This window comes from Phnomibacter sp. (assembly GCF_036803085.1).
In the GTDB taxonomy this organism is placed as follows: domain Bacteria; phylum Bacteroidota; class Bacteroidia; order Chitinophagales; family Chitinophagaceae; genus Phnomibacter.
In genome coordinates this window covers 287,924-309,028 of the sequence record NZ_DAIRUZ010000002.1, presented here as the reverse complement: position 1 = coordinate 309,028, position 21,105 = coordinate 287,924, and the positions used below count along the sequence as shown (strand labels likewise).

The 21,105-nt window shown below is 47.3% G+C and carries 18 protein-coding genes; 12 read left to right on the top strand and 6 right to left on the bottom strand.

The window, feature by feature from the left end; translation table 11 throughout:
• The first annotated feature begins 137 nt into the window (after window positions 1–137).
• Complete coding sequence (locus V7Q13_RS05215; protein WP_333799620.1) at window positions 138–1,463, top strand: thioredoxin-like domain-containing protein; 1,326 nt, start codon at window positions 138–140, stop codon at window positions 1,461–1,463.
• Window positions 1,464–1,587: 124 nt separating this feature from the next.
• Here the strand turns inward: V7Q13_RS05215 and V7Q13_RS05210 are convergent, their stop codons facing one another.
• A complete protein-coding gene (locus tag V7Q13_RS05210) occupies window positions 1,588–2,376 on the bottom strand; it encodes a hypothetical protein (RefSeq protein ID WP_333799619.1) in 789 nt (262 codons plus the stop codon).
• 239 nt (window positions 2,377–2,615) lie between these two features.
• Between V7Q13_RS05210 and V7Q13_RS05205 the strand changes: the two genes are divergently transcribed.
• The 3 genes from V7Q13_RS05205 to V7Q13_RS05195 all read left to right on the top strand — a co-directional run bounded on the left by V7Q13_RS05205 (window position 2,616) and on the right by V7Q13_RS05195 (window position 7,358).
• On the top strand, window positions 2,616–2,822 hold the full coding sequence (locus V7Q13_RS05205) for a hypothetical protein (protein ID WP_333799618.1): 207 nt from the start codon (window positions 2,616–2,618) through the stop codon (window positions 2,820–2,822).
• Window positions 2,823–2,988: 166 nt separating this feature from the next.
• A complete protein-coding gene (gene ileS / locus V7Q13_RS05200; protein WP_333799617.1) occupies window positions 2,989–6,378 on the top strand; it encodes an isoleucine--tRNA ligase in 3,390 nt (1,129 codons plus the stop codon).
• Window positions 6,379–6,380: 2 nt separating this feature from the next.
• The gene (locus V7Q13_RS05195; protein ID WP_333799616.1) at window positions 6,381–7,358 is read left to right on the top strand and encodes a TraR/DksA family transcriptional regulator; all 978 of its coding nucleotides are present in this window, start codon (window positions 6,381–6,383) and stop codon (window positions 7,356–7,358) included.
• Between the two features lie 202 nt (window positions 7,359–7,560).
• Here V7Q13_RS05195 and V7Q13_RS05190 read toward each other — a convergent pair whose 3' ends face one another.
• Window positions 7,561–9,384 (bottom strand): ABC transporter ATP-binding protein, encoded by a 1,824-nt coding sequence (locus V7Q13_RS05190; protein WP_333799615.1) that lies wholly within the window; start codon window positions 9,382–9,384, stop codon window positions 7,561–7,563.
• 96 nt (window positions 9,385–9,480) lie between these two features.
• Here V7Q13_RS05190 and rbfA point away from each other — a divergent pair, with 96 nt between their 5' ends.
• From rbfA to V7Q13_RS05175, 3 genes are read left to right on the top strand one after another with little or no spacing between them, the layout of a single operon-like run.
• Window positions 9,481–9,873: a 30S ribosome-binding factor RbfA gene (gene rbfA / locus V7Q13_RS05185; protein ID WP_333799614.1), complete on the top strand. Its 393-nt coding sequence runs from the start codon at window positions 9,481–9,483 to the stop codon at window positions 9,871–9,873.
• 25 nt (window positions 9,874–9,898) lie between these two features.
• Window positions 9,899–11,116, top strand: a complete 1,218-nt coding sequence (locus V7Q13_RS05180; RefSeq protein WP_333799613.1) for an FtsX-like permease family protein — start codon at window positions 9,899–9,901, stop codon at window positions 11,114–11,116.
• Entirely contained in the window at window positions 11,116–11,574 is a 459-nt protein-coding gene (locus tag V7Q13_RS05175) for a DUF1905 domain-containing protein (protein WP_333799612.1), read from the top strand. Before V7Q13_RS05180 ends, V7Q13_RS05175 begins: the two co-directional genes overlap by 1 nt.
• 103 nt (window positions 11,575–11,677) lie before the next feature.
• On the opposite strand, the gene V7Q13_RS05170 is transcribed toward V7Q13_RS05175, so the two are convergent.
• Window positions 11,678–12,520: a transketolase gene (locus V7Q13_RS05170; protein WP_333799611.1), complete on the bottom strand. Its 843-nt coding sequence runs from the start codon at window positions 12,518–12,520 to the stop codon at window positions 11,678–11,680.
• 229 nt (window positions 12,521–12,749) lie between these two features.
• Between V7Q13_RS05170 and V7Q13_RS05165 the strand changes: the two genes are divergently transcribed.
• The gene (locus V7Q13_RS05165) at window positions 12,750–13,865 is read left to right on the top strand and encodes an MraY family glycosyltransferase (RefSeq protein ID WP_333799610.1); all 1,116 of its coding nucleotides are present in this window, start codon (window positions 12,750–12,752) and stop codon (window positions 13,863–13,865) included.
• Between the two features lie 89 nt (window positions 13,866–13,954).
• Window positions 13,955–14,518 carry a ribosome recycling factor gene (gene frr, locus V7Q13_RS05160; RefSeq protein ID WP_333799609.1) on the top strand — a complete coding sequence of 188 codons (564 nt, stop codon included), beginning with the start codon at window positions 13,955–13,957 and terminating at the stop codon, window positions 14,516–14,518.
• Window positions 14,519–14,577: 59 nt separating this feature from the next.
• On the opposite strand, the gene V7Q13_RS05155 is transcribed toward frr, so the two are convergent.
• A complete protein-coding gene (locus V7Q13_RS05155) occupies window positions 14,578–15,528 on the bottom strand; it encodes a DMT family transporter (protein ID WP_333799608.1) in 951 nt (316 codons plus the stop codon).
• Between the two features lie 114 nt (window positions 15,529–15,642).
• Here V7Q13_RS05155 and mscL point away from each other — a divergent pair, with 114 nt between their 5' ends.
• The 3 genes from mscL (at window position 15,643) to V7Q13_RS05140 (ending at window position 17,994) form a co-directional block, all read left to right on the top strand.
• A complete protein-coding gene (mscL, locus tag V7Q13_RS05150) occupies window positions 15,643–16,014 on the top strand; it encodes a large conductance mechanosensitive channel protein MscL (RefSeq protein ID WP_333799607.1) in 372 nt (123 codons plus the stop codon).
• 94 nt (window positions 16,015–16,108) lie between these two features.
• A complete protein-coding gene (locus V7Q13_RS05145; RefSeq protein ID WP_333799606.1) occupies window positions 16,109–17,071 on the top strand; it encodes a DUF3078 domain-containing protein in 963 nt (320 codons plus the stop codon).
• Window positions 17,072–17,193: 122 nt separating this feature from the next.
• On the top strand, window positions 17,194–17,994 hold the full coding sequence (locus tag V7Q13_RS05140; RefSeq protein ID WP_333799605.1) for a segregation and condensation protein A: 801 nt from the start codon (window positions 17,194–17,196) through the stop codon (window positions 17,992–17,994).
• A gap of 343 nt (window positions 17,995–18,337) precedes the next feature.
• Here the strand turns inward: V7Q13_RS05140 and V7Q13_RS05135 are convergent, their stop codons facing one another.
• Together V7Q13_RS05135 and V7Q13_RS05130 are read right to left on the bottom strand one after the other, a co-directional pair.
• Window positions 18,338–19,540, bottom strand: coding sequence for a DUF1501 domain-containing protein (locus tag V7Q13_RS05135; protein ID WP_333799604.1), 1,203 nt, complete (start codon window positions 19,538–19,540; stop codon window positions 18,338–18,340).
• Window positions 19,541–19,567: 27 nt separating this feature from the next.
• Window positions 19,568–20,998: a DUF1800 domain-containing protein gene (locus V7Q13_RS05130; RefSeq protein WP_333799603.1), complete on the bottom strand. Its 1,431-nt coding sequence runs from the start codon at window positions 20,996–20,998 to the stop codon at window positions 19,568–19,570.
• Window positions 20,999–21,105 lie beyond the last annotated feature (107 nt).

Below are 21,105 nucleotides of genomic sequence, written 5' to 3'. Positions count from 1 at the left end.
CAATTGCTCATTACCTTCTTTTTATTAAGCAAATGGAGATACTGAAAACTCAGCAGCGGAGATTAGCAGGAGCCATGGTATTTTTTTTCTGTGTCTTGCAACACTTCAATTCTGTTTGGGCTCAACAAAATGCGACGTTGGAAGGACGGCTTGCTGACCTTGCCAACCAATCCATTACACTGACAGGCTTTAATGGGTTGCAGGCATCAGTGTTGGATAGCACCAAAATTTTACCCAATGGTAGTTTTGTGCTGAGGTATCCTGCCGGTTATACAGGCATGGCTATTCTTACTGCTGGTCCTCAACAAAGCCATGTGTTGGTGCTGGAACCGGGGGGCGTAAAGTTGCAGGGATCTTCCCTTGCCGACAAGACAACCATCCGCATCACGAAGGGCTTACAGAACCAGTGGTTTGAGCAATACGCCACCGAGCATCCACGGCGAGAGCAAGCGCTAAGTGCTTGGTACTATCTGCAAAATCTTTACCAATCCGATCCGCTTTTTCGCCGGCATGCTGCGCCAAAAGCGGCCATTATGCAGGAAATGGCAAGAATCAACAAAGAAGACAGCAGTTTCCTCGCCACATTGCCTGCCGAAAGCTATATCCGATGGTACCTTCCCTACCGGGGCTTAGTAAGTAGTGTACAGACACTTGCCCAATATCGTACCAACGAAATACCTGCTGCCATCGCTGCCTTTCGGGCCATCGATTTTGCTGACCCCAAGTGGCTTACTAGTGGCATTATGCGTGATGCTATTGAAAAACATGTTTGGCTGATTGAAAACAGTGCCGGTCCCCTCGATTCGGTGAATGCTTCGATTAGGCAGTCTACCGATTTGCTGGTAAGCAAATTGAAGAGCCATCCATCCATTCTTTCAATCGTCACTGATCATTTGTTTGATTACCTCGAGGATCGCAGCTTGTTTGCTGCTGCCGAATACTTGGCATTGTCATTATTGAGTGATAATGGCTGTGAGTTGGGAGGCAACCTGACCAACAAGTTGGAGGCCTATCGAAGAATGAAAAGGGGAAATATAGCACCTGATATCTACTTTGGTGCCAATACCCTTTACCCAACAGGCAGCGAAGCGACCAACCGCCTTTCGGCTTTGAAATCAAAGTATAAACTGGTATTATTTGCTGCAGGTTGGTGCCCGCACTGCACAGAAATGATGCCACAGGTTGCTGATAAATATCCAGGCTGGAAACAGCAAGGGGTAGAAGTGGTATTGGTTTCGTTGGATGAAAATGCCAACAGCTTCATGCTGTTCGCCGGCAGTTTGCCTTTTTTGCGAACGTCCGATTTTCAAAAGTGGGAAACAAAGGCTGCGAAAGACTACCATGTGTACAGTACGCCTACCATGTATCTGCTAAATGAAAACCAGGAAATATTGCTTAAGCCAAATTCAGTAGCTCAAATGGATGCCTGGGTAGATTGGGTTTTAGTTAAAGGCAACAAGTAAAGGACATCCTTTGACTTGCTGGCGGCAGAGAGTCGGGTATCAACCAAAAAGCTATAGGCAAAAACCATATAGAAAAACGCTGACCTTATAAGTCAGCGTTTTTTGTTTTTATCCTATTGATGATTCATTCTTCTACTTCTTCTATAATAGCCGTGCCACTACCGCTGCGGTTGCCTGTCCATTCCCAGTCTTCGTACAGCGCAAGCCGGCCATTGTTCAGGTATTCTGTAGATGATTTTGAGAAACCCTGACCAAGGGTGCCGTCTTTTTCTATTTGCAAATAGTGAAATAAAATGTTGCGCTTTGCATTCATTTTACCTATCAGTACGCCCCGTTCTACACTACCGCCACTATACGTGCCCCACACGTAATCTCCATCCTGATAATACTGAAACAAAGTAGACTCATCCACCTGCCCGTTGGCACTGTTGATGCGGGGGCGCATCCGTTTGTTGTGCAGGCATATTTTCAATGGCTGCAACTGTTTAGATATGGTAGGAATAGCGGTAGACAAACGATTGCTGAAACCAGCCTGAATAAATATCTCTGCCAGCCAGTGGTTGTGGGGGTATGCTGGTGCCGTCAGCTGTTTCATGCAGGCATTTTGCCAGTAGTTCACAGCCGTGTCCAACAGGGCAGACGCAACTGTTTTGCGGTGCGCTTCGGGGTGCAACACAATACACTCTACTGTGGCAGCATTATGAAGGTTGGGGGAAAGCCATGAAATAATAATGCCCATAATTTGTTGAGTATCCGGTTGCACAGCCATCCAGATACTGGAGCAGTGGTGCATTATAAAAACGGCACTACTCTGTTGCAATCCGCCAGAATGCTGACGGATAAAAACAGCCACTCGCTGGCTGTCTTCAGGAAGTACGGCTTTAATAGAGGCGGTTGTTGTAGAAGGGTTCATCTGGCAAGTTCAAGAAAGGCGGAAGGTAATTCAGAGTGGGGTATTGCACAAAATATGCGCCCATTCAATGGTTATTTTGCCCCCCCCGATGACGCAATTTTGGCAAACTGTTGGGAGGCTAACCGGTTGTGCCACAGCGCAGTATCCCACATTTTATCAACCAATTAAGCGCCTGGCTTTTGAATGTTGGGGCAAAACCGTTTCCTTTAGTCATTATTCTACTTAAAAAATCGGTCACTATGGACAAATCAAAAATGCTGACGGCCTACTGCCTGAAGACAAAAGAAAAAAACGTACCCATGCAGGATGCCGTAATTACTAAGACTGCCAAAGGTGGTTATATGGCGCAGGGCCATGATGGTAAAGGCAATAAAATGACGGCATTGCTCGGAGAAGCCAAAGCATTGCAAGCCATTAAAGACGGCGTTGCTACCAAGGGTTTCTAATGGTAGCTGAAGACCTCAGCGTTGCTTAGCCATTTGAAAAGAAAGGCTGTTCAATACGAGCAGCCTTTCTTTTTTTATCAGCATTGCCATGCAGAAACCCCATATTTCAGCAAGGCTCCCTTGTGGGGTATCCTTACCTTTGCAGCCATTTTAGCCAATTTGTACCATGTCTGTACGTTATCAAGAGTTTGCAGGGTTGAACCTGCCCGCCATAGAACAGGAAATTTTAGCCAAATGGGCTGCCGAACAAGCCTTTGAAAAAAGTGTGCAGCTCCGCGAAGGCGCCGAACCATTTGTGTTTTACGAAGGCCCACCCAGTGCCAACGGCATGCCCGGCATTCACCACGTTATCAGCCGCACCATTAAAGATTTGGTGTGCCGCTACAAAACCATGCAGGGCTACCAGGTACACCGCAAGGGCGGCTGGGATACCCATGGCCTGCCCGTAGAGCTGGGGGTAGAAAAAGAACTGGGCATTACCAAAGAAGACATCGGTAAAAAAATTACCGTAGCCGAATACAACCAGAAATGCCGCGAGGCGGTGCTCCGCTTCAAAGACAAGTGGGACGACATTACCCGCAAAATGGGTTATTGGGTAGACCTCAACGATCCCTACATCACTTTTAAAAATGAATACATCGAAAGCCTGTGGTGGCTGCTCAAAAAAATGTACGACCGCGGTTTGCTCTACCAAAGTGTGAGCATTCAGCCATACAGTCCTGCTGCCGGCACCGGCCTCAGCAGCCATGAGCTCAACCAGCCGGGTACGTATAAAGATGTAAAAGATACCAGCGCCACGGTGATGTTCCGGGCGGTGCAAAATGACAAGAGCCACTTTTTACACGATGCCGTTCATGGTGCCGAAGTGTTTTTTATGGCCTGGACGACCACGCCATGGACATTGCCCAGTAATCTCGGTTTGACTGTAGGCCCCAATATTGACTATGTACTGGTAAAAACCTTCAACCCATACACCCACCTGCCGGTAAATGTGGTGTTGGCCAAAGCTTTGGTCTCCAAATACCTGAAGGCAGAAAATGAAAACGGCGATTTTGCAGCTTACGAAGCCAAAATTGCTGCCGGCGAGCAGGTAAAAGAAGGTGCCCCCTGGGCCGTGGTAAGCAGCTTCAAAGGCAGCCAGCTCGAAGGTTGCCACTACGAGCAGCTCTTACCCTACGAAGCCAACAGCCTCGAAGAAATCAAGAAGATTACCCCCGATGCCGATCCGTTTAAAGTGTTGGTGGGCGACTTTGTAACCACCGAAGACGGTACCGGTATTGTGCACACTGCACCTGCTTTTGGTGCCGATGACTACAAGGTGGGCAAAAAACACAACATCGGCATCCTCACCATGGTAGACCGCGAAGGCAAGTTTGTAGATGGCCTCGGTGAGTTTAGCGGCCGCTATGTAAAAAACTACAAAGACGAAAAAGATTATGTAGATGTAAACGTAGACATCTCCGTAAAACTGAAGCTCGAAAACCGGGCCTTCAAAGTAGAGAAATACGAACACAACTACCCCCATTGCTGGCGTACAGATAAGCCCATTTTGTACTATCCGCTGGATGCGTGGTTCATCCGCACCACAGCGCTGAAAGACCGCATGGTGGAGCTGAACAAAACCATCCGCTGGAAGCCCGAAAGTACCGGTACCGGCCGCTTTGGCAACTGGCTGGAAAACATGGTGGACTGGAACCTGAGCCGCAGCCGCTACTGGGGTACACCGCTGCCCATTTGGCGTACCGAAGATGGCAGCGAAGAGCTGTGCATTGGCAGTGTGGCCGATCTTAAAGCCAACCTGCATCCTGATAGTCCCATTCAGGACATTACAGATTTGCACAAGCCGCAGGTAGACGATATCATTTTGAAAAGCCCCTCGGGCAAACCCATGAAGCGGGTGGCCGACCTCATCGACGTATGGTTCGATAGTGGCGCCATGCCTTATGCCCAATGGCATTTCCCGTTTGAAAACAAAGAAATCTTCGCCAAAAACTATCCCGCCAGCTTTATTGCCGAAGGCGTAGATCAAACCCGTGGCTGGTTTTACACCCTTCATGCCATTGGAAGTTTGGTAAAAGAAGACATTGAGGCCGAACTGAAAGCCGCCGGCTTGCTCACCAATCAGGTAGATGGTCGTGCATACAAAACTGTCGTTTCCAATGGTTTGGTGCTCGACAAGAACGGCAACAAAATGAGCAAGCGCCTCGGCAACGTGGTGGATCCGTTCAAAACCATTGAAACCTACGGCGCCGATGCTACCCGCTGGTACCTCGTAACCAATGCCAGCCCATGGGACAACCTGAAGTTTGACCTGGCCGGTATTCAGGAAGTGCAGCGTAAGTTTTTTGGCACCTTGTACAATACCTACCAGTTTTTTGTGCTCTATGCCAATGTGGATGGTTTTGCTTTTAAAGAAGCTTACATACCCGTGGCAGATCGTCCCGAAATTGACCGTTGGATTTTGAGCAGCCTCAATACGCTGGTGAAAAAAGTAAACGAAGCCATGGACGACTACGAGCCTACCCAGGCCGGCCGTTTGATGGAGCAGTTTTTGGATGAACACCTGAGTAACTGGTACGTACGCCTCTGCCGCCGCCGTTTCTGGAAAGGCGATTACAGCACCGACAAAATCAGCGCTTACCAAACTTTGTACGAATGTTTGGAAACGCTGGTTCGCCTGATGGCTCCCATCTCGCCATTCTTCAGCGATGCAGTTTTCCGTCAGCTCAATGCGGTGACGGGGCGTTTTACTGCCGAAAGCATTCACCATGCGGCTTTCCCCAAAGCCACCGAATCGGCCATTGATGCAGCGTTGGAAGAACGCATGCAACTGGCACAGGATGCCACCAGCCTGGTACTGAGCATTCGCAAAAAGGTGAACCTGAAAGTGCGTCAGCCGCTGCAAAAAGTGCTGATACCTGTGCTGAACCCAGATATGAAGGCGCAGCTGGAAAAAGTGGAAGACCTGCTGAAAGCTGAGGTAAATGTGAAAGAAGTAGATTACCTCACCGAAACAGAAGGCTTCATCAACAAAAAAATCAAGCCCAATTTTGCCCTGCTGGGTAAAAAACTGGGGCCCAATATGAAGGCCGTTGGCGCTGCACTCACCGCATTTAGCCAGCAGCAAATTGCCGATTTGGAAAGAACGGGTGCTGTTGAATTAGACATCAACGGGCAGGCCATTTCCATATTGGTAAATGAGGTGGATATTAGTGCCGATGACATTCCAGGTTGGAGCGTGGCCAGCAAGGGTAGCCTCACCGTGGCACTGGATATTACCCTGACCGATGAACTGAAACAAGAGGGAGATGCGAGGGAGTTGGTGAACCGGATTCAGAACATTCGCAAGGAGAGCAACTTTGAACTGACCGACCGGATTGACGTGCAATACGCTGGACCTGAAAATATTGTGGATTCTTTCGATAAGTTCAAATCCTATATTTGCGCCGAAATTTTGGCAGATTCGCTGAGTTATGTGCCCGCACTAACCGACGGCGTTTTAGTGGAAGTGAATGATTTTCAATTGACCCTGAAAGTTTCAAAAAAGGAGTTATAACGATGGCTACCAACAACAAAGCAACCAAAGCAGCGGCCCCGGCCAAAAAAGCTGCTCCGGCAAAAAAAGCTGCCCCAGCAAAGGCTGCCCCCGCAAAAAAAGCAGTTGCACCTGCCGCCAAGCCCGCTGCAAAAAAAGCAGCCCCGGCCCCGGCAGTAAAACCTGCTCCGGCAAAAGCTGCCGCCCCAGCAAAAGCTGCCCCTAAAGCAGCCAAACCCGCACCTGCCGCCAAGCCAGCTCCTGCCAAAGCCGCAGCACCGGCCAAGGCCGTGCCTGCTAAAGCCGCTGCCCCTGCAAAGGCTGCCCCTGCAAAGGCTGTACCTGCAAAAGCAGCACCTGCTCCTGCAAAAGCTGCCACACCAGCGAAGCCTGTAGCTAAAAAAGCAGTAAAAAAACCAGCTGCAAGAAAACCAGAGCCGCTCCCTAAGCGGGATGAGGTGCCCGCCCGTTCGAATACCCCCCATCCCCCGCAAAAAAAGCGGCCGGTGGTGGAAGAAAAAAAGATTGTAAAAATGCCACCCATTACCGCAAAAGGTAAAGTGGCCTACGACCCCGACTTTACCGTATCCGTTCTGGATACACCCAAGGAAGAGTCCGTTATTTCAACACCCACTATGCGTTACAGCGACTCTGAATTAGCAGAATTTAAAGAACTCATTTTGCGTAAGCTGGAAGCAGCCCGCAAAGAGCTCAATTACCTGCAAGGCCTCATTACCCGTAAGGACGAAATGGGCGGCGACAACGATGACAACCGCTACATGACCATGGAAGACGGTAGCCTGAGCATGGAACGGGAGCAATTGAGCCAGATGGCCAGCCGCCAGATTCAGTTCATCGATCACCTGGAAAAAGCCATGATCCGGATTGAAAGCAAAACCTACGGTATTTGCCGCGTTACCGGAAAGCTTATTGAAAAAGCCCGCCTTCGTGCCGTGCCCCATGCCACTTTGAGCATGGAAGCCAAACTGGGCAAACGCTAATATTTTCTGATTATCAGAGATAAAAAAACCGACCTGCAGTAATGCGGGTCGATTTTTTTGTTAGCCCCCTTGCCCCCGGAGGAGGAAACAGCACTATAAGAATGCTACTGACTAAAAGTGAAAACAAGAAAGTCCTCAGAAGACTTGAAGCCCTTACTTTTAATGTTTCTGACTTCCAGTCTCCGGACTCCAGACTATCAACTTACTTCACTTCCTGCATATCTACCAACTTGCGGTAGTAACCATTGTGAGCCATCAGGCTGTCGTGAGTGCCCCGCTCTACAATGCGGCCTTTTTGCAACACTACTATTTCATCGGCATGCCGAATGGTACTGAGGCGATGCGCAATGACAATGGTAGTGCGGTCTTTCATTAAATGGTTGATAGCATCCTGCACCAGTTTTTCACTTTCCGTATCCAGCGAGGATGTGGCTTCATCCAAAATGAGAATGGGAGGATTTTTAAGCACGGCCCGGGCAATGGTAAGCCGCTGGCGTTCGCCGCCGCTGAGCTTGCTGCCGCGGTCGCCGATGTTGCTGTTGTAGCCATCTTCTTTTGCCGAAATAAAGCGGTGGGCATTGGCCACTGTGGCTGCTGCTTCTATGGCTTCGGTGCTGGCGTTGGGGTCGCCAAGGCTGATGTTGGCGGCAATGGTATCATTAAATAAAATAGGTTCCTGCGTAACAATGCCCATTTGCCGGCGAACTGTTTCCAGTTGATATTCCCGGATGTTTTTGCCGTCAATCAGCAGTTCGCCACTTGTTACATCATGAAAGCGGGGTACCAAATCGGCCAGGGTACTTTTACCAGCACCGCTACTGCCCACCAGTGCTACCGTGCTGCCTTTGGTAATGCGCAGGTTAATGTCTTGCAAAATGGTCACGTCTTCATAGCAGAACGATACGTTTCTGAATTCGATGGCGTTTTCGAATTGTAGTAATGGCTTGGCATCGGGTGCGTCGTTAATCACCAGCGGTGCTTTCAATACTTCTTCTATACGCTGTATCGCTGCCGAGCCTTTTTGCATATTGTAAAAAGAAGTGCTGAGTGCCTTGGCAGGATTAATCAAGCCATAAAATAAACCGAGGTAGGTAATGAACTCGCCACCAGTGAGGCCGGTGTGGTTGGTATCGCTGAGTACCAGCATACCACCGTACAGCAAAATGCAGCAAAACACAAAAATGCCCAGCGTTTCACTTACCGGCGATGCCAGGTCTCGCCGAAAACCCATCTTGTTTTTGGTGTGCAGCAAATCATCATTTACCTGAAAAAAGCGCATCCGCAGCAGGTTTTCGGCAGTAAATGCTTTTATCACCCTAAGACCGGTTAATGTTTCGTCGAGTATGGCTACCGATTCGCCCTGCTTGATGGCTGCTGCCTGGCTTTGTTTTTTTAAACTGCGGCTAATGCGGCCAATAACAAAACCAACTGTGGGCAGCATGATAAACAAGAATAATGTGAGCTGCGGGCTGAGTATCAGCAGTACTGCCAGGTGGGCAATAATCATGATGGGGTCACGAAACCAACCTTCCAGTGTACCAACTACGCTGTTTTCTACTTCGCCCACATCGTTCGACATGCGGCTCATCAGATCGCCCTTGCGCTGTTCGGTAAAATACCCAATGGGCAGCTCCAGAATTTTTTCGTACAGCTGTGCCCGAAGCGTAGATACCACCAGGTTTTTAAGCGGATTGAGGATATAGATGGCGAGGTATAGAAAAACATTTTTCAGTAAGATGGCACTGAGCATGAGGATGCAAATGAGCAGCAGCAAATCGAAATGGCTGTGTGTGGCGGCATATTCATTCATCCAGTTGCTCACCAGCTGCGAAACATCCAGTTTGCTACCAGCGGCTGCTGTTTCCAATGTGGCAGATTTGCCTTCAAAAATGAGTTGCAAAAACGGCATGAGCATGCCAATAGACGCAATGGAAAAAACGGTGCTCAGCAATATAAAAACCACGTAAGCCAGCATTTTACTGCGGTGCGGCTTTAGCAGCGAAAAGACCCTTGCATATTTGTTCATGTAAACGAATAAAAGTAAAGGCTGTAAAAGTAACTACTTTTACAGCGGCAGTACTTGTAGCACTGCCTTCACTCTTGTTATAATTGAGCAAAGGATATGGAAGAAACTAAACGTCAGAAGCAGGTAGCCGCATTACTCAATGAGGAACTCAGCGATATATTCAGAAGACTGGGATTGAACGTCATTCACAACGGCATGATATCAATTGCCGCTGTAAAAGTGACGCCCGACCTGCTGGAAGCACGGATTTACCTCAGCTTTTTTCAGATAGAAGACCAGGCCTCCATGTTGCAAAAAATAAAAGACCGTAACTGGGAAATAAAGCGGGAACTGGCCGGAAGAGTGGGCAAACAATTGCGCCGCATGCCCGAGCTCCAGTATTTTATCGACGACACGCTGGACTACGTATTTAAAATGGAAAAACTGTTTGGCGAAATTCAACAACCGCCAACACCTCCGGCCGGCACCGATGATTCTTCTGCATCTTAATTACATCAGCACAATCTGGTAGCCATTGACTACACTTTTTGCCTGGCGGTATTTTAAAAGCAAAAAAACGACCAATGCCATCAACCTGATAAGCTATATCAGCATGGTGGCGGTGGCAGTGGTTACGGCCGCACTGGTAGTAGTGCTGAGTGTGTTCAACGGGTTTGAGCAACTTGTACAAAACCTGTACGCCGATTTTTATACCGATATAAAAATTACTGCCACCAACGGCAAATGGCTGACTACTTCGCCGGCTATGCTGCAGCAAATAACCGGTACCAAAGGTGTGGCTGCTGTAGAACCTGTGATACAAGAACGGGCCATGCTGATGCAGGGCGAAGACAAATCTATTGTATGGCTGAAAGGCGTGGAGCCTGGCTATGCCAATGTAAGCGGTGTACCAAGGCATTTGCTTCGTGGGCAGTTTGCGCTGGGCAATGAAGAAACACCTGCTTTGGTAATGGGCAGTGGGGTAGAAAACGGGCTGCAGGTAATAGCCGGTCAGAATATTGCCCCTGTAACTATATACCTGCCCAACCGGCGAGCAACGCTGGATGCGGACCCGCTTACTGCTTTACATACTGCCAATGCATTTACAGCAGGTACATTTTCTATTCAGCAAGAATTCGATAATCAGTACGCCTTCACGAATGCTGCATTTATGCGATATATGCTCGACTTGCCACCCAACGAAGTAACGGCACTTGAAATAGCCGCTACACCCGGTACCGATGTTGAACACCTTACTGATCAACTGCAAGAACACTTAGGGAAATCATTTACTGTGCAAACAAGGTACCAGCAAAATCAGGCTTTGTTTGCCGCCATGAAAATTGAGAAACTTATCATTATGGCCGTGGCATTTCTCATTTTGCTGATAGCTGCTTTCAACATTATCAGCAGCCTTACCATGATGGTGCTGGAAAAAGAAAAAGACATAGCTGTGCTACAAGCCATGGGAGCAACTGGCACATCGGTGGCGGGTATCTTTTTAAAATTGGGTGCATTGCTGGCAGGAGTTGGCGGCTTCATTGGTGGATTGTTGGGAGTGCTTATTTGCATTGGCCAGCAGCAGTTTCATTGGGTAAAACTGGGTGGCCAAAGCTTTATTATCGATTATTATCCGGTGGAAATGCGGGCTACGGATTTCTTGTTGGTTGGAGTGATCATTTTTACCATTGCCATCATTGCAGGTTTTGCTCCGTCTCGCAGGGCACTACGCATACAGCAATCGCTACGCTGATGGAATACCTCATTAAAGACCAATGGCTTGAATTAAAGTATGTACCTGGCAAAGGTGCGTGGACGTATCATTTGCAAATACCCGGCACCAGGCATTTGGTGGGCCGTTGGGGTTCGCTCAAGGTTTCCGGCACAATTGATGGTGTACCAATTGAAGCAAAAAATCTGTTCACCATCAGCGGGCAAGACAAGCTGCTGTCCATAAACGCCGACATTCGGAAAGCCATAAAAAAGAGCGGCGGAGAATTGGTACAAGTGACATTGTATCTGATGGCTTCCATTGAAAAAATGACGGCAAGCGATGTGTTGGATATCTTTAGAAATGAAGCTGTATATACCGCATTTTCAGCAATGCCGAAGCAAGAGCAATCTGCTATAGTCGAAAACATTCTTGCCCAAAAAACAGATTCGCTTCAACTCAAAAAACTGGAACATTATCTGAAGCTGCTGGCTAAGTGAGGGCATCATCTTTCAATTTTTTTTCTGCATTTCTTCACAAAAAGAAACGGCTTGCACTGTTAAGTAGCAAGCCGCTGTATCTTCTTTTACAGACGTAATAACATTAGTAGTCGCCGAGTGTTTCGGGCAGTTGGGCCAGTGCCGCTTCCAGTTGTGCGTCACTCGGTGCAATGCCATGCCATTCGTGGCTGCCTTCCATAAAATCAACGCCTTTGCCCATGGCGGTTTTCATGAGTATGCATACGGGCTTTCCGTTGCCGGTACGGGCTTTAGCCTGCTCCAGGCCTGCCAGCATTTGGTCCATATCGTTGCCGTTTTCTACTACCAGTACATCCCAGCCAAACTCAGCAAACTTTGTTTCGAGGTTACCCAGTCTCATTACTTTATCGGTAGGGCCATCAATCTGTTGTCCGTTCCAGTCAATGGTTGAAATGAGGTTGTCTACTTTATGATGCGCCGCAAACATGATGGCTTCCCACACCTGGCCTTCCTGCAATTCGCCATCGCCATGCAAGCTGTATACAAGGTGATTGTCGTGTTTTAGCTTTTTTGCCAATGCAGCACCAATAGCCACACTCATTCCCTGTCCCAGTGAGCCGCTGGCAATGCGGATGCCGGGCAAATGTTCGTGGGTAGTGGGGTGCCCTTGAAGGCGGGTGTTGAGCTTGCGGAATGTTGCCAGTTCGGCTACATCAAAATATCCGCTGCGGGCCAGTGCGGAATAATACACCGGAGATATATGGCCATTGCTCAAAAAGAAAAGATCCTGGTTATTGCCATCCATATCAAAAGGCTGGGGCTGATGGCGCAGCACTTTGAAGAACAGCGCAGTAAAATAATCGGTACAACCAAGGGAGCCGCCAGGGTGGCCGCTTTGTACGGCATGCACCATTCGTACAATATCTCTTCTTATTTGGCTGGCTATTTGAGGCAATGTAGCTGTCATGCTGAAATTGAATTTGCGGGCAAAGCTAAAGTTTTGGGCAAATGAGGGAACAGATTTTTCAAACTGGCCACAGATGTTTCAAAATATCACCCGAACACGGGATTTTGTATAAATACACGCCCCGAAAGATGGAAAACCCAACCTGCTACACTTACTTTGTTAAAATACGGTTGCAGCAGCAAGCGTAGTTTCCTAAAACAACCTGCACACTCCGCGAAAATTTTTGAGTATGATTGAAATGCTTATGAGCCTGGCACTGGCATTTGGCATTAGCTTCTACGCACTACCGGCCATTATTAACATCACCATAGAGAAAGGGTTATTCGATTTTCCAGACGATCGTAAGCATCATCATAAACCCATTCCATCTTTAGGCGGGCTGGCTATTTATGCCGGCTTTATTATGGCTTTTCTCATCACGGTTTCATTTGCCGGCAGCCAGTTTGTATTTCAGTATTTTCTGGCCGCCACCCTGGTCATCTTTTTCATTGGGCTGAAAGACGATTTGCTAAATCTGGTACCTTTTAAAAAGTTTTTGGGGCAGGTACTGGCAGCCTCTTTACTGGTGTTTAAAGGGGGGCTGATTATTACCAACCTTGGTGGTGTATTTGGCATTCATGAGCTACAGCCATTAGTGGCCGAAGTGCTCACTGTTTTTACTTTGGTGGTAATTATTAACGCCTACAACCTGATAGATGGTGTAGACGGACTGGCCGGCACTTTATCGCTGATTTCCTCCGGCTTGTTTGCTGCCTTTTTTGCCATTAATGGCGATTATGCATATGCCTGCATGGCCACTGCCCTCATTGGCGCCACCTTGGCTTTTTTAATTTTCAATTATGCGCCGGCCCGCATTTTTATGGGCGATACAGGCTCTCTTTTATTGGGATTGGTAAATGGCGCCATGGTTATTCATTTTATTCACACGGCAGGTAGTGCACCAGTGTTGGTGGTAGAGTCTGCCGGGGCGGTGGGCTTTGCTATCATGTTTGTGCCTTTGTTCGATACGTTGCGGGTTTTTTCGTACAGAATTGTTCGGGGTATTTCTCCTTTTACCCCCGATAGAAATCATGTGCACCACATTTTGCTACGCTTTGGCTGGTCGCATACGCAGGTTACCATGGCACTTGCAGTAGCGGCACTACTATTTGCAGGCTTGGGTTGGATGCTTCAATCCCTGGGTAATAGCATTGTGCTGGTATCTATTATTGCTGTAGGATTTTTTATGATTGGCGGAGCACTGTGGAGTTATAAAATGTACCGCCGCCGCATGCTGGCCGATAAAAGCCCCCGTATACATTCAGCCCCTGTTATTCCGGTAAAAGCTAAAAAGGCCGCCAATTAATTCTTCCCCATTTTTTGCTTTGCAGGCAAGTATCTGTTCGTTGAACCATCGTTTTCTTTAGGTTTGCCAGCCCTAAAATTGCATACAGTATGTCGGTTGAAGTAGAACTCCTGATGAAGGATACAGAAGAGCTGATGCGTAAGTCCATCAGCCACCTCGAATCAGAATTGGCCAAGGTAAGAGCTGGTAAAGCAACCCCCCAAATGCTCGATGGCATTCATGTGGATTATTACGGCAACCCCACGCTTATATCTCAGGTGGCCAATATTTCTGTGGTAGATGCCCGTACGCTAACCATTCAGCCCTGGGAAAAAAATATGCTGCAGCCTATTGAGCGGTCTATTTTGCAAGCCAATATTGGTATTACTCCGCAAAACGATGGCAGTATCATCCGCATATTTTTGCCACCTATGACGGAAGAACGCCGGAAAGAATTGGTGAAAAGATCGAACAACGAAGGCGAACATGCCAAGGTAGCAGTGCGCAATATTCGCCGCGATGCTATTGAAAAAGTAAAGAAGGCACAAAAAGATGGCCTGAGCGAAGATGCTGCCAAAGACACCGAAGCCGACATTCAGGAAATGACCGACCGGTTTATTGCCTTGGTTGAAAAGCACCTGGCAGCCAAAGAAAAAGAAATCATGCACGTTTAATTAAGTCGGCAAAGCTGACTAAACAATGTGCTGTTGGTAATAAACCAGGAGCACATTTTTTATGCCTTTTTCCGAAGGGGAAATTGAAGATTGGCCAGGTAAACGCCGGTAAGAATGATGAGCAGGGCCAGCAATTGCATCCACACTATTTTTTCGCCATAGTAAATGCCCCAGCCAATGGCCACAAACGGAATACCGTAAGTAACCAGTGATGGAAAAACAATGCCCGCCCTTTTGACCAACATATAAAAAAGAATGGATGCCAGTGCTGTACCAAAAACACCCAATACCGCAGCAGCGGCTGTGGCCAGCAGTATTGGTGCCGAAAGCAGGGGCAGTGAAAAATAGCCCGTACCAATCAGCACGGCCAATGAAGGAATGGTAAGAAATACAAATGCCAGCGTGGCAATATCTACCGAAGAAATATGGAGCAGTTTGTGCTTCACCATGTTTACATTAAAACCATAAAACATAGTGGCCAGTACGGCAAACATGGCAAAAGCATTATTGCCACCCGACGTGCCATGCTGCCGAAACAACAATAACAAACAGCCCGCAAAACCAATGATAATGCCCAGCCATTTCATGGCAGGAATGCGGTTGTTGTACACTACAGTGGCCACCAGCAATACAAACAGCGGCGTCATGGCATTGATGGCTCCTGCAAGAGAACTATCGATAGCCGTTTCGGCTATGCAAAAAAGAAAAGCAGGAAAAAAGCTGCCCAGCAAACCAGATAGCAATACATACCACCGCACCGATGGCGTTGCTACCCGTGCCAATGCTGGCTTAGCCAGCGGCAACAACACCAGTCCTGCACTCAGCATTCTGATAGCCGCCACCTGATAGGCACTCAGCACCGGCTGCCCGTCGAGGCCATATAAGCCCAGCTTCATGAGCACAAATGAGCTACCCCAAATGAGGCAAAGCACCACAAAAATGAGCCAGTTGACCATTTTGCTAGTGAAAGAAAAGGAAGATACCCGTTTGGTTGTTGGTGCAGCCTTCATGAAAATAAATGACCTGATGAAGGTGTAAAGATGCAATGCTTAAGGCAACGGCTTTCTGCTGTTTTTTGTTTATAATTGAAAATTTTTTTTAATCCTAACCAACAAATTTTATTTATGGGCTTCCTAAAAGAATTTAAAGAGTTTGCCGTAAAAGGCAATGTAGTAGACCTTGCAATCGGCGTAATTATTGGCGGCGCATTCGGGTCTATTGTTAAGTCGTTTATCGACGATGTGATTACACCGCTGCTGCTGGCACCAGCACTCAAAGCCGCCAACCTGGAAAACATTCAGGACCTAAAAATGGGTGCCGTGAAGTATGGTAATTTTCTGTCGGCCATTATCTCATTTGCAGTGATAGCCTTGGTGCTTTTTTTGGTAGTAAAAGCCATTAATAAAATGAAAAAAGAAGAACCGGCACCACCACCAGCCGGGCCTACGCCTACTGAACAATTGCTTGCAGAAATACGCGATGCGTTGAAAAAATAGCCGGCATCTTTTTCGGTTCATTTTCTACATCAACAAAATGGTTGCACTTTTGCCAGTGCAACCATTTTGGTTTTTATAGCAAAATAGAATACCCATGACAATCAAATCAGGCTTAGTAGCTGTTGCTTGCCTGCTCCTCAGCCAATCTTTTGCACAGCAAACCCGTAAGGCAATTGATGAAGCAATGACTGCCAAAACAATGGTAGCAGATACATCTAAAAAAGGCCGCTGGAAAAGTGGCGGTACATTTACCCTGGCGCTGGCGCAACAAAACAGCTCGTACTGGGTAGGTGTAAATGAAAAGTTTGCCCTCAACGTGGGCCTGAACGTAGACCTGTACGCCAATCGGGCCTGGGGCAAAAGCACCCTGGATAACACGCTTAAAGCCAGCTATGCCTACCAAAACAACCAAACACAAGGCCTGCGCAAAACCGCTGATTTTTTCGATTGGTATACCAAATTCGGCCATTCACTCAACGAGAAGAAAACCTTGTCGCTGGCCGCCATTTTCAACCTCCGGTCGCAGTTTACCAACGGTTATGATTATGCCTTAACACCACGCCGCAGGGTGTCGGGCTTTTTTGCTCCGGCCAATATTTTGCTTACGCCCGGTCTCGACTGGAAACCCAACAAACATTTCAGTTTGTTCTTTTCTCCTTTTGCCGGCAAATGGATTGTAGTCTCCAACGATCCGTACAGCTACAGCACTACACCGCCACCTCCCGGGCAGCGGCCACTGGCAGCCCTGTACGGCGTAGATCCGGTGAAAAAAGTAGATGCTCAATTCGGTGCATTTTTATCGGCCAACTTCAACAAAGAGCTTGTGAAAAATGTAACCTACACATCGCGGCTCGACCTGTATTCCAATTACAAACACAATCCGCAAAACATCGATATGTTTTGGACCAACTCTTTCGGGTTTAAGGTAAACAAATGGCTCACCATGAGTTACCTGCTCAACCTGGCCTACGACGACGACCTTATACCTGAAGGCCGCACCAGCCCTACGATGCAGTTTTTGGGCACTTTTGGGGTGGGCGTTTCCGGAAAGTTTTAACCTCTTTTCCACATGTGTAAAAGGCCTGTACAACTACTGGGTACAGGCCTTTTTTGTGCCCGTATTTTTGAAAATACCGGGAGTAAGTACTGCATGTAGCAGGCAATCCGTTATTGTATTATATGGCCGCTATTTCTTATCAAATAAAATTGCCCCAGTTCGAGGGCCCGTTCGATCTCCTGCTGTTTTTCATTGAGAGAGATGAACTGGACATTTACAATATTCCGATTACCCGCATCATCAAAGATTTTTTGAGCTATGTACACAATCAGGAAAAGCTGAACATTGAACTCAGCAGTGAGTTTATCCTGTTTGTGAGCACACTAATGCGGATTAAAGCCAAAATGCTGCTGCCCCGCAAAGAACTCGACGCCCAAGGCAATGAAATTGATCCTCGCCAAGAACTGGTCGATAAAATTTTGGAGTACAAACGCTTTAAGGAAGCATCACTGAAAATGGCCGAACTAGAAGCCATTCGGATGCTGATGGTAAAGCGGGGCAACATACAGCAAGAGCTGAATAGCATAGGAGAAGATGCCGGCGAAGGCACCGAAATACAAAGCATAACGCTCTTTAAACTGATGAAGACCTTTGAGAAGGTGATGAAGCGGGTAAACGAGCGGAACAACAAGCCTCAGCACGTGGTATTTAAGTATAACTATACCATGGAAGAAAGCCGCGAATACATGCTGCATAAGGTGAAAAGAGAACGTTCCATGGGCTTCGAAAAAATATTTGAAACCTGCCAGGACCGTGTGCATGCCATTTTTCTTTTTTTAGGCATGCTGGAGCTGGTACAGCAGCAATATTTTCAAATAATGGTAGGCGAAGGACGCAATAACTTCATTATTGAATGGAATGAGGAGCGACCCGAAGATGCGACCGCATCATGGCCCATGGAGGTAAATCCTGTGTTGAACTAGCGAAAAATTGGTGTGCATTGGCACCAGAAACATAGTCTACATTAAAAAGGCCACTCAGTAAAATGAGTGGCCTTTTTGTTTATACAACTTAAAAGTTCGGTTTCATTAAAAATGGTGGGAGTTGTTCCAGTAAATAACGAGTGCCATTACAAATGCCCAAAGAAAAAATGCGAGTAAGTTACTTGGGTTAAGATAACGTTTGAGGTTCTCTTTCATAAGTGTAGTTTGAGTGTTGCAAAGTAAAAATTTTGAAACCATAGCAACAAAGCTTTATTTCTTAAATCGTGTTGAAAACAATTTGATAATAAAAATGCAGGTTTAAATGATGGCAAGGTGCTGATCTCTATACAAATGATAACGGTTGAAAGCTTTGCTTCAAAATTGGTGTAGGATCGGTTTTCAGCCATTGTTGCAAAACAGTAGCCAGTACCTGCCTGAAATCGATGTCGAAAGGGATATCGCCATTCACCAGTTGCTGTAGTTTGGGCATGCTGTTGAGTAAACCTTTTTCCTGCAGGCTTCCGCTTACGAAAAACATATTGTTGGCAGCTCCGTGGTCGGTGCCGGCGCTGGCATTTTGTGCTACCCTGCGGCCAAATTCGCTAAAGGTCATGAGCAGCACATCTTTAAACCGGTTCTGTTTTTTCATGTCGGCTACAAATGCTTCCACTGCGCCATTGAGTTCTGCAAGCAGGCGTTGTTGCTGTGCCGGTTGGTTTACATGTGTATCAAAACTGCCGAGGCTCAGATAATACACGCTGGTATTCATGCCTCCTGCAATGAGTGAGGCTACTGTTTTCAAATGTTTTGCCAACGCTGTGTTTGGGTAAGCACTATTAGTACGACCAGCTTTGGCTGCGGTAAAAATACTTTCGGCACTGTTGATGGTGTCGGCCAGCGTTTTATACAAATAATCAGCCAGCGGTTCATGAGGATGGTCGTGCTTGGCCAGTTGCTTAAAGTATGGTGCACTGCTGGTAGCAAATAATTGAGCAGGATCTTGCGTGGCAATGCCTTTGTGTTGTTCGCCTTTTAACGCAAGACTGAGCACATCATTTATTTCCAGCACCTGGGTGGGTTTGTCGCAGCCATGGCAGGCATGGTCGAGGTAGCGGCCCAGCCATCCGGTATTCCAATAATCTTGGCTATTACTGGCACTGTGCCAGATATCCATGCTTCTGAAATGGCTTCTGTCAGGGTTAGGATAGCCCACATTGTTGAGGATAGCGAGTTCGCCCTGATCGTACATTTTTTGAAAAGCCGTGAGTGCAGGGTGCAAAGCAGCATCGGTGTGAATAACGGCTGCTTTAGAAGCAGCAATACCAATGCCCGGTCTTGATTGGTAGTAAATATCGTTGCTGATGGGAATGACAGTATTGAGGCCGTCATTGCCACCACTAAGTTGAATAACAATAAGGATACGTTCGGGCTCGGCAGTGCCTTTGTACAAAGGGCCGGCAGCTGCCTGCAAAAATTTGGGCACAAATAAAGTACCCGCAGCGGCCAGTGATGATTGTGCTATAAATCGGCGACGTTTAATGAACATAACGGATTTGGATAGGGGTCAAAAAAATTAACACAACTGGTAGGCGGGAGTGGCCATAGCCAACAGCGTTGTTTGTTTAATAAAACTGTTGACAGGCAAGCCCGGTGCTACCTGTGCTTCAATGATGGAAGAGAGTTGATGCGGGCTTTGTAATAAGTGCTCACAAAGCTGTTGTACAATGTCACTCTTTTTGTATTTATGCAAGGCTTCTATTAATGGTTCCCATTCAATATCACCTTTGAGTTTAAAACGGTTGATGGCTTTTTTGCCGAGTGTATTTTGCATCTTACCCATTTGCATATCGTCATCGGCGGGGGTGCTAAGTTCAAACGGCTCAGCAAGGGCTACCAACTGCGGCAGCCGCATACGTAGCAGCAGCGAACTGCTGTCTATCCAATTAGTGCCGCCGGGCCAGCCTGCTACCGATGGCGGGTAGAGCAGTATTTGCCCGAGTGCTCTTTGCAACAACAATTGTATGTCGGGATTTTCTAACTGCATGGGTAGCATGCGGCGCATACCCACCCACAAAACCACAGGGCTTTTTACGATTTTTCCTTGATTGACGATATCATAAAACCAGTTGGCTGTAAAAATGTCGCCGAGTAGTTGTTTCATTTCATAACCACTATCATAAAATCTTTTCGACAGCCAGCTGACGTGTTCCTCATTCACCTCTTCATTTACCAAAAAGCGATACAGTTTGGCGGTAATGAAACGAGCTGTTTGCGGTTGTTTAAGCAGCATCGCCAATACGTCATCGCCATTAAAATTGCCGCTCATTCCAAAGATGGTTTTGCTGCCAACATCATGTTGGTTTTTTCTAAATACAAATTCGCCATTTGGATTGAAACCCCAGCCGGTAAAAGCTCTGGCTGCCTCTTTTACATCTTGCTCTGTGTAGTGCCCACGGCCAAGGGTAAAGAGCTCCATTACCTCACGGGCAAAGTTTTCGTTGGGCTGCAGTTTTCTGTTTTGCTGATTGTTGAGGAAGGCCAGCATGGCGGCAGATTTGCTCACGTTGGTAAGCAGTGTGGCAAAGTTGCCTAAAGCACCTTCACGTATTACGTGCAGCAATTGCTGCTGATGTAAGCTATTGAGGTTGCGGCAGGCAAAATGTCCATGCCAAAACAGGGCTATTTTTTCCCGCAGTTGTGCTTCGCTGTTTACCATTTCATCCAGCCAGTGGAGGTTCAACTGCTTAATGGCTTCTCTGCTTTGCTGCTGTAGTTTTTCACGTTGCTCTTTTTGCAGTGCAGCTTGGCCATTGTTGTTGCCAGCTATCATCGCAGGTAGCGATTCCAAAGATGGTTGCGGTACAGTTATGGGCCGGAGTGGTTGCTGTGATTGCTTCCAGTATTTATCAAAATGAGATTCGGCCTTCCATTTGCCATTCGAGAGTAAGGTGGCTGCAGTGGGGCCAAAGCCGGCCCGCCAGAAAAAATGTTGCGCAAGATTCATACAGCGAAATGCTTATGGCGTTGAGACGGCAATGTTGTGAAAAGGTTTAACGATTGCACAAAAAAGGCTACCCGAAGGTAGCCTTTACTATACTGAATTGTTGGAAG